This is a genomic window from Acinetobacter bereziniae (assembly GCF_016576965.1).
In the GTDB taxonomy this organism is placed as follows: domain Bacteria; phylum Pseudomonadota; class Gammaproteobacteria; order Pseudomonadales; family Moraxellaceae; genus Acinetobacter; species Acinetobacter bereziniae.
Map to the genome: position 1 here is coordinate 3190961 of NZ_CP066119.1, position 13958 is coordinate 3204918.

At 36.4% G+C, this 13958-nt stretch carries 13 protein-coding genes and 1 pseudogene; 8 read left to right on the top strand and 6 right to left on the bottom strand.

Annotation, left to right across the window (positions count from 1 at the left end):
- Positions 1 to 48: 48 nt before the first annotated feature.
- Positions 49 to 303: a hypothetical protein gene (locus I9192_RS14930; RefSeq protein WP_004829182.1), complete on the bottom strand. Its 255-nt coding sequence runs from the start codon at positions 301 to 303 to the stop codon at positions 49 to 51.
- 294 nt (positions 304 to 597) lie between these two features.
- Between I9192_RS14930 and I9192_RS14935 the strand changes: the two genes are divergently transcribed.
- The 4 genes from I9192_RS14935 to I9192_RS14950 all read left to right on the top strand — a co-directional run bounded on the left by I9192_RS14935 (position 598) and on the right by I9192_RS14950 (position 3637).
- The gene (locus I9192_RS14935; protein WP_004829183.1) at positions 598 to 951 is read left to right on the top strand and encodes a hypothetical protein; all 354 of its coding nucleotides are present in this window, start codon (positions 598 to 600) and stop codon (positions 949 to 951) included.
- Position 952: 1 nt separating this feature from the next.
- Positions 953 to 2689 carry a PepSY-associated TM helix domain-containing protein gene (locus I9192_RS14940; protein WP_005032715.1) on the top strand — a complete coding sequence of 579 codons (1737 nt, stop codon included), beginning with the start codon at positions 953 to 955 and terminating at the stop codon, positions 2687 to 2689.
- On the top strand, positions 2686 to 3024 hold the full coding sequence (locus I9192_RS14945; protein ID WP_005032717.1) for a DUF3325 domain-containing protein: 339 nt from the start codon (positions 2686 to 2688) through the stop codon (positions 3022 to 3024). Before I9192_RS14940 ends, I9192_RS14945 begins: the two co-directional genes overlap by 4 nt.
- A gap of 88 nt (positions 3025 to 3112) precedes the next feature.
- The gene (locus I9192_RS14950; protein ID WP_151801116.1) at positions 3113 to 3637 is read left to right on the top strand and encodes a tetratricopeptide repeat protein; all 525 of its coding nucleotides are present in this window, start codon (positions 3113 to 3115) and stop codon (positions 3635 to 3637) included.
- A gap of 44 nt (positions 3638 to 3681) precedes the next feature.
- Here the strand turns inward: I9192_RS14950 and I9192_RS22380 are convergent.
- The 5 genes and pseudogenes from I9192_RS22380 to I9192_RS14970 form a co-directional block, all read right to left on the bottom strand.
- A pseudogene (locus I9192_RS22380) lies at positions 3682 to 3825 on the bottom strand (DUF4424 family protein); the annotation flags it as partial.
- Positions 3826 to 3903: 78 nt separating this feature from the next.
- Positions 3904 to 5322 carry an amidase gene (locus I9192_RS14955; protein ID WP_005032726.1) on the bottom strand — a complete coding sequence of 473 codons (1419 nt, stop codon included), beginning with the start codon at positions 5320 to 5322 and terminating at the stop codon, positions 3904 to 3906.
- Positions 5312 to 5494, bottom strand: a complete 183-nt coding sequence (locus I9192_RS14960; RefSeq protein WP_005032729.1) for a hypothetical protein — start codon at positions 5492 to 5494, stop codon at positions 5312 to 5314. Before I9192_RS14960 ends, I9192_RS14955 begins: the two co-directional genes overlap by 11 nt.
- A 655-nt stretch (positions 5495 to 6149) precedes the next feature.
- Positions 6150 to 6710 carry a hypothetical protein gene (locus I9192_RS14965; protein WP_005032731.1) on the bottom strand — a complete coding sequence of 187 codons (561 nt, stop codon included), beginning with the start codon at positions 6708 to 6710 and terminating at the stop codon, positions 6150 to 6152.
- Between the two features lie 4 nt (positions 6711 to 6714).
- Positions 6715 to 7557, bottom strand: a complete 843-nt coding sequence (locus tag I9192_RS14970; protein WP_004829203.1) for a hypothetical protein — start codon at positions 7555 to 7557, stop codon at positions 6715 to 6717.
- A gap of 287 nt (positions 7558 to 7844) precedes the next feature.
- Here I9192_RS14970 and ahcY point away from each other — a divergent pair, with 287 nt between their 5' ends.
- The 4 genes from ahcY to I9192_RS14990 all read left to right on the top strand — a co-directional run bounded on the left by ahcY (position 7845) and on the right by I9192_RS14990 (position 13942).
- On the top strand, positions 7845 to 9227 hold the full coding sequence (gene ahcY, locus I9192_RS14975; protein WP_005032733.1) for an adenosylhomocysteinase: 1383 nt from the start codon (positions 7845 to 7847) through the stop codon (positions 9225 to 9227).
- 124 nt (positions 9228 to 9351) lie between these two features.
- The gene (gene metF / locus I9192_RS14980; protein ID WP_200149879.1) at positions 9352 to 10188 is read left to right on the top strand and encodes a methylenetetrahydrofolate reductase [NAD(P)H]; all 837 of its coding nucleotides are present in this window, start codon (positions 9352 to 9354) and stop codon (positions 10186 to 10188) included.
- 38 nt (positions 10189 to 10226) lie between these two features.
- The gene (locus I9192_RS14985) at positions 10227 to 10946 is read left to right on the top strand and encodes a 16S rRNA (uracil(1498)-N(3))-methyltransferase (RefSeq protein WP_005032738.1); all 720 of its coding nucleotides are present in this window, start codon (positions 10227 to 10229) and stop codon (positions 10944 to 10946) included.
- A 557-nt stretch (positions 10947 to 11503) separates the two neighbouring features.
- On the top strand, positions 11504 to 13942 hold the full coding sequence (locus I9192_RS14990) for a sensor domain-containing protein (RefSeq protein WP_227563965.1): 2439 nt from the start codon (positions 11504 to 11506) through the stop codon (positions 13940 to 13942).
- Positions 13943 to 13958: the final 16 nt, after the last annotated feature.

Genomic DNA, 13958 nt, shown 5'->3' on the forward strand with positions numbered 1-13958 from the left:
CTTTTGATCAATCGTCGATATTTACAAGATATATCTACGATTGAATCATTAGTTCCAAAACACATTGAACGTATAAAAAAACTCATCGACTTCAAAACGAATGTGATAACCCAATTGTGTCAACTCGGAAGATAGTGCTCGTATATCTTCTAAGGCTAAATGCTTGGGTAAAACTGTAAATACTGCGGTATTGCCCTGCTTTGCATTTTCTTCAATCATTTGAGCAAGGCGAATCTTATATAATTCGATATTGAGATTTGAGTTTGCTGCCAGCTGTTTTGCATCATCGGCATGAATAAACATTTTTATTTCCATATTTTTATTGCGGTCATTACAAGATATAAATAAAAGTAAAAATACGCTGTGTGGTTTGTGTTAGCTAAGATATCTTTAAAATTCAAATCAAAGCTAAGCTCGCTAGATCGATCAATTTACACATTTTTTTCAACAGGTCTGAGCGGTTTACATACGATCAATTCATAAAATTTAAAATAAATCCACTGCTTTATTTGAATGAAATTTAACTTTTATGTTTAAAAAGTAAATGATAATTGTTATTATTTACTTAATTTTTAACCTTTATTGATTTGATTGCCTATGAATAGCCAGACTGAACTCGATGCGCTGAATGCATCAGTTTCAACTCCGACTGTCTCTGCACGAGCTAAATCCACACCCTCCCTGTTAAAATACCGCTTCATGATTTTTTATCGATTTGCCTTAGCAATTTTAGGTGGCTATTTACTTGCCTCTTTGTCCGCTATGGTGATCGCAAAAACTTTTGCAGATTATCGAGCCTCAGCTGCGATGGCATCTACCCTACTTGCTTTCTGTATTCATTGCGCCGCTTTCATTTGGGTATTTATGGTCAACAAAACCTTTAAAGCCAGTTTAGGGATCGTTGTTCCATGCATCATTTTATTGATCATTTTAAAAATGATGGGGAACTAACATGCGTGTAGATGCAAAAGTTGAAGGTCCACGTCAATCCATGTCTTGGCTACATACATGGGCAAGTCTAATTTTGGGTTGGTTACTCTATGCGATTTTTTTAACCGGAACATTGAGCTTTTTTCAGTCAGAAATTTCTGTTTGGATGAAACCTGAAACTCACCAATCTGTTCCAAGCTCATCGCAATTACAACAAACTCAAGTTGCTTTAAATTATTTACAGAAGAATTATCCCGATGCAGGCAGTTGGACCATCCAATTACCAAATTCGAGACAAACCACCACTGAGTTAAACATCCGCAAACAAGGTGAAGATTTACAAGCCCGCCGTGGTGGTGAACGCATCACCATTGACAGTGCAACAGGTCAAGTTATCGAAGCACGAGACACTCGGGGTGGTGGTTTTCTTTATCGCTTTCACTTTGAACTCTATGGCGTAGATCGGATTTGGGCACGTTGGTTAGTCGGTCTAGCAACCATGTTAATGTTTGTTGCGATCATCAGTGGCATCATTACACATAAAAAAATCTTTAAAGATTTCTTTACTTTCCGTTCTGGGAAAGGACAACGCTCTTGGTTAGATGCACACAATGCTACAGCGGTTTTTGCACTTCCTTTTCATATCATGATCACATTTAGTGGTCTGTTATTGCTCATGTTTATGTTTATGCCTTGGGGGATCAACCAAGTTTATGAAGATCGACAAGAGTTTTTTCAGGAAATGCGTGGTGGTGTTCAACAGAATAATACACGTAATCGAACAACAGAAAATCGTAACGGAACTGCAAACACAGCTCAAGGGCAAAGTGGTCAAGCTCAACAAACTGCGGGCAATGAACAACGTTCACGTGGTGAAAGACGTGCTAAACATCAACAAGAAGCTGGACAGCCCGCAGCACTCACTGATTTAGCACCAATTATTGCAAATGCACAAACCCAGTGGAAAGATAATCCAATTGCGTCAATCCAGATCATTGCACCAAACACTACCAATGCAAGCATTGAACTTAGAGCACTTTATGCAAAAAGTGTAATACAACGTGGTGTATATCCTGTTTTAAAGTTTGATGGTGTTACGGGGAAAGACATCTCTGATGATCTACAAGCCAGAAATACTTCTGTTCCAATGGGTATCTACAACGTTGTGACTGTCTTACATGAAGCACGTGGACTAGATTTGACTTTCCGCTGGTTATTGTTCTTTTCTGGTGTTCTGGGCACTTTAATGGTGGCTACGGGCTTGATCTTGTGGTGTGTAAAAAGAGCGCCTCAACAGCAAAAACAAGGTTATAAATCTTTTGGCTATCGCTTTGTAGAGGTCATGAATATTGCTGCAGTGATTGGATTACCGATTGCTTGTGCAGCTTATTTCTATGCCAATCGTTTTATTCCTTTTGAAGTAGAAGCACGTCTAAACTGGGAAATTCGTGCCTTCTTTATCGCATGGCTTGCAAGTTTAATTTATGCGGCAATCCGACCACATCGTCAGGCTTGGTTAGAACTTTTAATGCTGGCAACCATTGCCTATGCCCTGTTACCACTCATTAATTTTATGACAGGCGGTCAAGCACTTTGGAACAGTATTGCCAATGGTCAATGGATGATTGCATCTTTTGATTTAATGACATGGGCAATCGCAATTTTGTTTTTCTTGTCATTTTATAAAGTCAAAAAACATAAAGGGCTTCCAGTCAAAAAAGCTAAAAATGTACCAGCAACCAAGGAGATCGCTGTATGATTTTCTTCTTATTGATTTGGTCTATATCCAGTTTAGCGATGATTGCACTTGCCAGCGTTATGTCAAAACATCAAAAACAAATTTATGGTCATGAATTAGCAAAAAAACCAACCCTATTTGCGACACTATCAGGTTGGGGCTTATTGTTCATCTCTTTAATCATCTGCTTAATGTCAGGAAAACCGAGTAGTATGCTGAGTCTATGGGTGGGCATACTCACTTTTTCAGCATTATTCGTAGGATCATTGTTGAGCTATTACAGTACTAAAATAAAAACTGTAGCAATCATCTGCCTCATTGTAAGTTGTATTACAGGCATCATCCTACTGGTCTAAATTGTTTGGTCAAAATCAGTTATACTCTTAAGCCAATCTTAGATTGGCTTTTTTGTTAAAACTCTTTTGTCTTTACATTGGTATTTTTATGTCTAAACCACTTTCAATCCCTTCAGAATTGTTAAATCGTGCTGCGATGGGAAATCCTGCTGCACAATTTGAACTTGCTGAAATTTACATGCAAAGTGAGGATGAAGATAACAACCAACTCGCCGAAGAATGGGCATTGAAAGCAGCACAATTAGGACATGTAGAAGCCATGTACTGGTTAGGTGAAGGCTATACTTATTATGCAAAAGAAATTTTGGAAGAAGACCCAGATGAATCCAAAACCTACTTCGAGCATGCATATCGCTGGTTAGAACAAGCCGCAAAACATCAACACCCTGCTGCATTATTAGAATTGTCTAATTTTTATCGTCGTGGTGATGTGGTTGAAAAAGATCTACTTAAATCTGTGGAATTGCTAGAACAATCCGCGAAATTAGGTGAAATTCAAGCCATGCGTGATTTGGTCTGTGTTTATGAGCATGGCTTAGGTGTTGATATTGATGATGAAAAAGCAGACTTCTGGGCAGATAAAGTCAAAACGATTGAAGATACTGAAAAATAAAGCAGTGCATCAAGTCTAATAATATGGGCTTGATGCTGAGTTTCTTTAATTAACTTCTTACTGATCCATAAATCTTCACTGTACACCGCAATATTCTTATTTTTAAGGTATTCAATTCCACCTGTCCTCACATAACCTGTTGAATCATTGGCAAATACGGCTATCATTGCAAAAATTGAACTCAGCATGATGATTTTAACCAATAGAAATACAAGCCTTGACTCATATTTCTATCATCCTGTCTTAGCACTAAAACGTTAAAAGGTTTAAATGCGGTCTAAAACTGGCTGTTGATAATTAAACTTAACCTGTTCTTCAATAGCTAAGGCGATATTAAATACCTTTGGTTCTTGGAAAGCAGGACCTATGATTTGCAATCCTACTGGTTGCCCATCAATCAAACCACATGGGATAGTTAATGCAGGTAAACCTGTTAAATTACTCGGACCCGTAAAACGAATAATATGATTTAATAGATCGACACGCTCACCATTAAGTTTTGCAACTGAACTGCCTATATCAGGTGGCAAAATAGGTAATGTTGGTGCAATCAAAACATCAATTTCTTCGAAGGCTTGGGCAAACTGTTGTTTTAGTTCCCTTCTTAATTGTTGAGCTTGTAAATATTCTACTGCCGTTGGCAACTCACCCAATTCAAATAATAGACGAATATCATCGCCAAAATCATTTGGACGCTGCTGTAAATCATCATGGTGAATCGTAGCGGCTTCTGACAGACTCGTCACTAATTCTACATATTCAGCATTTTTCAATGCTGGGATTGTGACCTTCTTAATGATAGCACCACGCTGCTCAAGCTGAGCAATTTGTTCACGAACTAATTTTTCAATCGGCGCATCGACTTGATGAAAGAAATAGTCTTCGTTAATACCAATGACTTTACCTTTGACATCACTATTGAGCAAGGCAATATAATCTGGAATTTCAACGTGTTTAGAGGTCGGATCTCGCTCATCAAATCCTGCTATTACTTTTAACATAGCAGCAGCATCTGCAACAGTTTTAGCCATTGGTCCAATATGATCTAAAGTCCATGCCAATGGAAAACAACCATACTTTGCAACTAAACCATGAGTTGGTTTTAACCCAACTAAACCACATGCTGAAGATGGGATACGAATTGAACCTGCTGTGTCAGTTCCTAATGTAATGGTCGACATTCCTGAAGCAACAGCTGCACCTGAACCACCGCTTGACCCTCCAGGAATCTTATCAAGATTCCATGGATTACGGCACGGACCGAAATGTGGACTGTTATTGGTAATGCCCCATGCATACTCATGCATATTTAACTTACCGATAATGATTGCGCCCGCAGCCTTGAGTTTGGAAATCACAGTTGCATCATCACTAGAAATGAAATTGGCATGAATCTTAGAAGCCATAGTGGTCACTTCACCACCAATATAAATATTGTCCTTAATCCCCATTGGAATACCGTGGAATATGCCCTTATAGTTTCCTTGCGCAATCTCTACATCTGCTTGAGCAGCCTCTGCTAAGGCTTTATCTGCGCGAAATGAAATATATGCATTGATTTCTGCATTGTAATCTTGAGCATGTTGCAATACGAGTTGAGTTAAATCTACTGAACTTACACTACGGTCTTGAATGCGTTTAGCCAACTCGACAACTGAAAGGTTTAAGAGGTCTTTATTTAACATGATCGCCTCCAGCTGTATTTGTGACACAAATATCATGGTCATTTTTAGTTTGAGTCTGAACCGTTTTTTTTAGCGCTTTTATTCCTTGCCATCTTTGTTCTAATTCTGCTTGAGTTTTCGGATTGACAGGTATATTCAGCTGTCCCAATATTTTTGTTGCACTAATATCCATTATTATCACCATCCTTTTGGAAAATTATATTTTCAGATTGACCATTCGATTCCCATAAATCTGGCGCCTCAATAAAATTATAATTATTGAATTTCACCTATAAAGATCATTTAATAGACAATCAGCTCCAATTTAATTGGATATAAAAAATATAATATTAGACCTAGGTTGTATTGACAAATAAAACCTCCAATATAATAAATCACTCAATATAGTTAAAATAAAAAAATTATTATAAATAAAACCACCCCACACTCAATAAAATAAATTTATACATTTATTACCAGCATATTTGTCATTAATTACAAAAACTTAAACATCAAAAGTTAAAAAATATATTCATAAAATAGGAGAAAATATATATAAATTTTAAACCCATATTTACATTAAAAATACTAATCTTTATTCATATCGATATTAGGTTTCTTGCATCAGGCATTTTAAAAATTATAATTCAACACAAAATCTTCCCCATCCTTGTTTTATCCCTTTGGGAGAACGAACTTTCAATATTAATATGATTCGTTCAACATGATCATTTTTTTATTTATGAAAAAAATGTATTTAGGATCGTTTATAAACAAATAATCTGCCCTATCTAAGCACTCAGTTCTACCCACTTTGACGAATAATTCTATTTCTGTTTATCACAATATTAAATTCCATCCAAATCAGGAAATTCAATATTTTGATAACGATGAGCGTAAATAGCGACATCAAAAGTAATGTGAGTCGAAATATCATTCATGATCTGTTCTTGAAAAAGGACTTCTTTTTCTAATATGGCATTCCAATACTCAGGTTGATCTGAAAAGTTTTGATAGTAGTCTAGTAGCTCGATGACCCCACTTAATAAAGCCACCAATGCTTGAGATTTATCTTGTTTTGATACCATCATTGCAAAAGCATCTAAACAAATCACTTCAATTTCATCCAGTTCCTCATAATCATCTGCATATTCATCAATTGCCGCATTAGAGCGCTGAATCTTTTGTTGATAGTGAATCAAAAGCTCATGATCAATATCATTAAATAGTTGGGATTTATTGATGGTAATTTGATAATTTTTTTCAATAAAAACATAAAAATGAGGTAATTTCTCATAAAAACTAAAAAGGGCTTTGACCAAACTTTTACGTTGTTCAATTGAGGCTTGTTCAATCGCTTGTTTGAGTGCAAAAGTATGTAAATCAATAATTTTAACGATATCTATCATTTTTTCAGCCCCAATACTGACTTTTTAAAACCATAAAACCAATCCAAAGAAAAAGTAACGTCATCACACTTACAATAAATATCACACTGATCAGCACATATCTCAACCAAGCGGGTTGACGATTCAGTGCTTGGCTAAAACCTGACAAATGCTTTCTTAATCGTCCCACTACATACATCGAACCGGCAATAGCCACGGCAAAAACCAAAAAATACTGGGCAATAAAAAAGATTTTAGCGAGCCACGACCCTCTTAAATCAAACCACCTCTGAGAATAAAATAAAAAAGCGTCTTGGGGTTGTGCTGGGTTAACCCAAACCTCAAATTCATGCTTGTTTATTGAATGTTCAAACTTTTGCTGTGAAGATTGCTTTAAAGTATCAGATTGATCTGTAACCCACAGATAATACTGCCGAGTAATATCAGGTTGTTCGACTGTATACATCTTTTGTTGATAACGATACTCATAGATCACATTCATATAAGCAAAACTGGTACTGCGCCCGATTCGATACTGTTCAGCAGAGTAATCAATGATACGAACGTGTTGTACTTTTTCCCAAGTCGGATGCCAGAGTTTAAATTCTTCAAATTGTATACGTGGTGAAGCGGTATAAACACACTGCAAAATAAAATAGCTACAGATCAACACCAAAGCATGCACATGGCTGTGCTTGGAAAGAGAAAATTTGCGCCCTAGAAATACAGAGAAAATGATATAGAACAAGAACACATAGAGAAAAATGTGAATATTTTCATCTGCAATAAAATAGAAAAATATGCCAAAAATCACAAATACAGCTACAAATATAACGCCTAAATATTGTTTGATTTGATATGAATGCATTATTTGCCTTTATTATGATGTTGATCGCTTTATTGATACTGAACTATTTTTCATACAGATTTTGCCCAAAAACTAATTCTATCTTTTAGTTGAATATTAACCAACTACATTTGAACTCTAATAAAATCTAGGTACAATAGTCGCCAGTCGAGGGATGCTGCGACTTTTTCACAGGCACATAAATGTGAAATCGCTAGGCTCGACGATTCGGTCAGACATTCGTGCTGGTCAACAACGGCATCCGCGAACTGAATGATCAATATTTGTTATTTATAAAGGAGATCGTGATGAACGCGGTTAATGCTTCATTTACAGATTATAAAGTTGCTGATATTTCCCTAGCCGATTACGGTCGTAAAGAAATCAAACTTGCTGAAGCAGAAATGCCAGCATTGATGGGTTTACGTAAGCGTTACTCAGCAGCAAAACCACTTGCTGGTGCAAAAATTCTTGGTTGTATCCATATGACCATTCAAACCGCTGTTTTGATTGAAACACTGGTTGAACTTGGTGCAGAAGTACGTTGGACTTCATGCAACATCTTCTCGACTCAAGACCATGCTGCTGCGGCTATTGCTGCTTCTGGTATTCCAGTATTTGCTTGGAAAGGTGAGACTGAAGAAGAATACATGTGGTGTCTTGAACAGCAAATCAATGTAAATGGCAAACCTTGGGATGCCAACATGATTTTAGATGATGGCGGTGATTTAACTGCTGTTGTTCATGAAAAATATCCTGAACTCATCGCTAAAATTCATGGTATCACTGAAGAAACAACTACAGGCGTACAACGTCTACATGAAATGTTCCGTGATGGAACATTGAAAGTTCCAGCAATCAATGTCAATGACTCGATTACCAAGTCTAAAAATGACAATAAATACGGTTGCCGCCATTCTCTGAATGATGCCATCAAACGTGGTACAGATATGCTTTTATCTGGACGTCGTGCACTCGTAATTGGTTATGGTGATGTGGGTAAAGGTTCTGCTCAATCACTTCGTCAAGAAGGCATGATTGTTCGCGTAACTGAAATTGACCCAATCTGTGCAATGCAAGCATGTATGGACGGTTATGAAGTCGTTTCTCCATACAAAAATGGTGTTCAAACAGGTAAGAAAGAAGATATTAACTTAGACCTTCTTCAAAATACTGACCTCATTGTGACCACAACAGGTAACTACCACGTGTGTGACTCAGCAATGTTGGATACGTTAAAAGCAGGATCAGTGGTGTGTAACATTGGTCACTTCGATACTGAAATTGATACCAACTATTTACGTGACTACAAATGGGTTGAAGTTAAACCACAAGTACACCAAGTTTATCGTACAGAAAATGAAAACGATTATTTGATCCTTTTATCTGAAGGTCGTTTGGTTAACTTAGGCAATGCAACAGGTCACCCTTCTCGTGTAATGGATGGTTCTTTTGCCAACCAAGTATTAGGTCAAATGCATCTATTTGCTGAAAAATTTGCAGATCTTCCAGAAGATCAAAAAGCAGCAAAAATCCGTGTTGAATTAATTCCTAAAAAACTGGATGAAGAAGTTGCTGCTGCAATGGTTGCTGGTTTTGGTGGTGTATTGACACAATTGACTCAAGAACAAGCAGACTACTTAGGTGTGCAAGTTGAGGGTCCGTTTAAATCTGAAGCTTATAAATACTAAGTTTTCATTCTATCTACCCTACACTTTCAAAGTTTATATATTGAAAGTGGATATCCTCTCTTTAGGGAGAGGATTGGGTAAAAGTGAAAGATATTAAAAAGCATTTATAAAAAAGGATTTAATCATGAGCAAACGTATTCCCATTTCGTTTGAGTTTTTCCCAACCAAAACCGATGCAGGTGCGGAAAAACTTAAAATCGTTCATCAAGAATTGCAACAATTCAATCCAGAGTTTTTTTCCATTACTTATGGTGCTGGTGGTTCTACCCGTGAACGTACTTTAGCCGCAATTAATGATTTTAATGGTAAAGGTACACCTGTTGCCCCACATCTTTCATGTATTGGAGATGATAAGGCACGCATTGCTGAATTATTAGATATTTATAAGGCACAGGGTATTGATCGTATCATTGCATTACGTGGTGATTTACCATCAGGTCAAGTTGGGCTAGGTGAACTCCCTTATGCGACCGATTTGGTTCGTTTTATTCGTGAACATACTGGTGACCACTTTAAAATTGAAGTCGCAGCATACCCAGAAATGCATCCTCAAGCGGAAAGCTATGATGCAGATATTCAACACTTTATTGAAAAAGTAAATGCTGGAGCAAATGCAGCCATTACTCAATTTTTCTTTAATCCAGATGCCTATTTCTATTTTGTAGATCGTATCCAAAAAGCAGGAATTGATATTCCTGTTGCACCAGGCATTATGCCAATTACCAATGCCAGTAATTTAATTCGCTTTGCTGATGGTACGGGTGCTGAAATTCCACGCTGGATCCGTAAGCAACTTGCCACTTATGGTGATGACTCTGCCAGTATTAAAGCCTTTGGTCATGAGGTGGTCGTTAAACTGTGTGAACGCCTTATCGAAGGTGGTGCGCCAAGTTTGCACTTTTATACGATGAACCATACTGAACCGAATCGTCAGCTTGTCCTTGATCTTGGCTTAGCTTAAATCAAAAAATTGAATTCCTTACTTGTGAGTTAAACTGAATGCCTCGCTTTTATATTGAAACGGATCTGGCTGTCGATACGACAGTTGAACTGACTGAAACCGTATTTCATCATTGGGTTAAGGTATTACGTGCACAAGTCGGTGAACAAGCCACTTTGTTCAATGGACAAGGTGGAGAATATGAAGTGCGCTTAACAGAGGTTGCTAAAAAGTCAGCTTCTGTTGCGGTGCAATCATTTCACCCCGATAATCGGACGCCTGCTTTCAATGCTTTGCTAGGACAAGTCATGAGTAAAGGTGATCGTATGGATTATGCCATACAGAAAGCGGTTGAACTTGGTGTATCCAAAATTCAATTACTGACTTCTGAACGTTGTGAAATGCGTTTAAAATATGACCGCGACCAAAAAAAGCTTGATCATTGGCAAGGTATTGCGATTGCTGCTTGTGAACAGTGTGGGATGAATATTGTGCCTGAAATTCTTGCTCCTTTGAGCTTACAAAGCTGGCTGGAAAATAAATTACCAGAGACTCGTTTTGTTCTTGCTCCTGAAAAAGAGCAAACCGATGTTCTAGCAAATGCATCCTCAAATCTTGCACTTTTGATTGGTCCAGAAGGTGGACTCAGTGAAGCAGAAATCTTGACAGCGAACCAATATGGCTTTAAAAATTGGTGTATTGGTCAACGTGTATTAAGAACCGAGACTGCACCTATCGTTGCCCTGTCTATTTTGAATTATTATTTCCCATTAAAGTGACTTCTATCACACAAAGCAATTGCAAATTTGGTGATTTCACAGTATTTTAGTAGCAAAGAGACTATTAATTAACAAATTTTCAATAGTTGCTCCCCTTAAACCTACGCATTCTAAAAATAGCAGAGGTGCAACAGCTAATGAATGATGTTCAGGAAGAGCTTCTTTCATATGATGTGAATTCATCGAACATCAGAAAGACTGTTAAAAATATCCGAATTTTTTTTATTTGGGTATTATTTACGTGCATTTGTGATGCCTTTATTTATCTTTATTTGTTTAAGACACATACCGATTTACTGACATCTTGGTTTGCTACCACTGTTTTATTTATCCTGTCGATCTGTATTTTTCTAACTTGTATGCTGTATCAAAAGAAAAAAAAATCTTTTAAGCATATGCATGTATTTTTTCAATTTTTTAGTCTAATTCTAGGCAGTCTCTTTGGTATTGGCATCTATATTATCAATTTAGAATTGACCAGATTACCCGATACACTTAACCCTTTTTATTCTTTTCTTTTATCCAGTTTTTTGTTGAGTTTTTCTTATGTCATGGCGATGAACTTTCTGAATCAACGATTCAGTTATTTCACCGCTTTGTTTGTCCCGTCTTCGATTCCTGTTTTCAGCATTCCATTACTATTTCCACAAAATACCAATGAAGTGTATAGCACAGTATTTATTGTTTGGTTCGCATTGTTATTTTTCAGTGCGTATATCTCACATAAAATTTACTTGAATTCGGAAATTTTAAATCTGAAAAATCGCGTATTGATTAGACAATCTCAGCAACAACTTGAACAATCAAAAGGTTTACAGCTTCAACTCAAAAATGAAATCTCCAAAACTGAAACCATGAAAAATGAGTTGCAACTGCATAATCATTTATTAGAACAAAAAGTTAAAGAACGAACATATGATTTTAAGCAAATGAATGATCGTCTTGAGAATCATCAAGCCAATCTTACCTTTGCACATGAAACCGCTGGAATCCATTCATGGGTCTGGAACATAGAGAAGCGTACCTTTGAAATAGCCGACTCAAAGAGTGATGCTGAATTTAGACAATTAAATCTTAAACAGAACAGTGTAGATGATTTCATTCATCCTGAAGATATTGAAAATTATAAAACTCTACTTAAACAACATCTCAAAGGCAAGACTGAACGTTTTGAAGCAATTTATCGTGTAAAGCGCGATGATCAATGGTGCTGGATTCAGGATATTGGTAAAGTAGTTTCAAAGAACTTTAATAATAAACCATTAAGAATGGTGGGTATTCAACGCAATATTCAAAAAGAAAAAACAGATCAAGAAAAATTAAAACTGGCTGCGAATGTTTTAGAACAAGTGGCTGAAGGTGTATTTATTTTAGACAATAATTTGTGTTATTTAGAAGTAAATCCCTATTTTGAACAACTTCTGGCATATACCGAAAATGATTTGATTGGTCGCCATCTCTTTGATATTACACTCAACAACAATGCACGTACGCAAAAGATGTATACGGTGATTACCCAAAGTTTAGTCCAACATGGTGAATTTGAATCAGAATTACAAATTGATTTCACATCAGGGAAAAAGTTGGTGCTTTGGGTACATATTAATGCGATTTATGATGAAAAAAATAAAATTTCAAACTATGTAGGCATTATTACGGACTTAACTGATCGCAAAAAGCAGGAACAACGACTCTCTTATTTAGAACACTACGATATCCTCACCGATCTGCCTAATCGCTTTTATTTCAAGCAACGACTTCATCATTATTTAACCCATTATTCGAGTACATTTAAAAACTTTGCGGTTTTACGCATTAACATTGATCGTTTTAAACTGTTTAATGAGTTCATGAGCCATAAAGAAGGTGATGAATTACTCAAACGAGTGGCACATCGCTTAAGATTATGTTGTAGCAATGCCTCGCTTATTGCCTATTTGAACAATGATGATTTTGCTGTGATATATAATTTAAACAGTAATATCAATATTCATCAGCATGCACAAAACATCTTAGATGCATTTAAACAGCCGTTTGAAATCAATGCACAAGAACAAACCATTACGCTTTCAATTGGGATTGCCCTGTACCCAGAGCATGGGCTGCAACTGGATAGTTTAAATGGTCACGCAGAATCTGCTTTGAGAGAAGCCAAACGCTTAGGTGGCAATACAGTTTATTTTTATTCTGATAAGAAAACACCTTTACTGAATCAAGGTATAAACTTAGAAAGCGAACTTCGAAAAGCGATTAAACATAAAGAGTTGACTGTCCACTATCAACCTAAAATCTGTGTTAAAACACAGCGTATTTATGGTTTTGAAGCTTTAGTGCGTTGGCATCATCCTACACTGGGCTATATTTTGCCTGATATTTTTATTCCACTCGCAGAAGAAACCAGTTTAATTTCTGATATTGGATTGATCGTATTGCATGAAACCTGTAAACAGATTCAGTATTGGCAATCTCTTGGCTTTGATCACTTTAGAGTATCCATCAATATTGTTGCCCAACAAATCTATCGTGGTCAGTTGATTGAAGATATTGATTATGCGCTTAAAAAATATAATATTTCTGGTGATATGCTTGAACTTGAATTAACCGAATCTTCTTTATTTGAAAAATCAGACCAAGTCAATTTACTTTTAAAACAACTGAAAGATCGTCATATTTCAATTTCTTTAGATGATTTCGGTACAGGTTATTCTTCCCTCGCCTATCTCACCAGTTATCCATTTGATATTTTAAAAATAGATAAAGCCTTTATTTCAAAAATTGGTCAAGAGAAAGACGAAGCGATTGTGAATGCAATTATTGCCATGGGAAATGCCATAGGGATTACGCTTGTTGCTGAAGGTGTAGAAACCAAAGAACAGGCATTATTTTTAGAAAAACATGGATGCTATATTTTACAAGGATTCTATTTTTCTAAAGCACTTTCTTCAGCAGACAGTACAAAATATTTAGAACAGCATAAGCTAATTACGATTTGCTAATTTTTTTAGACTTTAA

Coding starts and splice junctions, on each gene's coding strand:
- I9192_RS14930 (WP_004829182.1), bottom strand. CDS start 303: ATGTTTATTCATGCCGATGATGCAAAACAGCTGGCAGCAAACTCAAAT.
- I9192_RS14935 (WP_004829183.1), top strand. CDS start 598: ATGAATAGCCAGACTGAACTCGATGCGCTGAATGCATCAGTTTCAACT.
- I9192_RS14940 (WP_005032715.1), top strand. CDS start 953: ATGCGTGTAGATGCAAAAGTTGAAGGTCCACGTCAATCCATGTCTTGG.
- I9192_RS14945 (WP_005032717.1), top strand. CDS start 2,686: ATGATTTTCTTCTTATTGATTTGGTCTATATCCAGTTTAGCGATGATT.
- I9192_RS14950 (WP_151801116.1), top strand. CDS start 3,113: ATGTCTAAACCACTTTCAATCCCTTCAGAATTGTTAAATCGTGCTGCG.
- I9192_RS14955 (WP_005032726.1), bottom strand. CDS start 5,322: ATGTTAAATAAAGACCTCTTAAACCTTTCAGTTGTCGAGTTGGCTAAA.
- I9192_RS14960 (WP_005032729.1), bottom strand. CDS start 5,494: ATGGATATTAGTGCAACAAAAATATTGGGACAGCTGAATATACCTGTC.
- I9192_RS14965 (WP_005032731.1), bottom strand. CDS start 6,710: ATGATAGATATCGTTAAAATTATTGATTTACATACTTTTGCACTCAAA.
- I9192_RS14970 (WP_004829203.1), bottom strand. CDS start 7,557: ATGCATTCATATCAAATCAAACAATATTTAGGCGTTATATTTGTAGCT.
- ahcY (WP_005032733.1), top strand. CDS start 7,845: ATGAACGCGGTTAATGCTTCATTTACAGATTATAAAGTTGCTGATATT.
- metF (WP_200149879.1), top strand. CDS start 9,352: ATGAGCAAACGTATTCCCATTTCGTTTGAGTTTTTCCCAACCAAAACC.
- I9192_RS14985 (WP_005032738.1), top strand. CDS start 10,227: ATGCCTCGCTTTTATATTGAAACGGATCTGGCTGTCGATACGACAGTT.
- I9192_RS14990 (WP_227563965.1), top strand. CDS start 11,504: ATGAACTTTCTGAATCAACGATTCAGTTATTTCACCGCTTTGTTTGTC.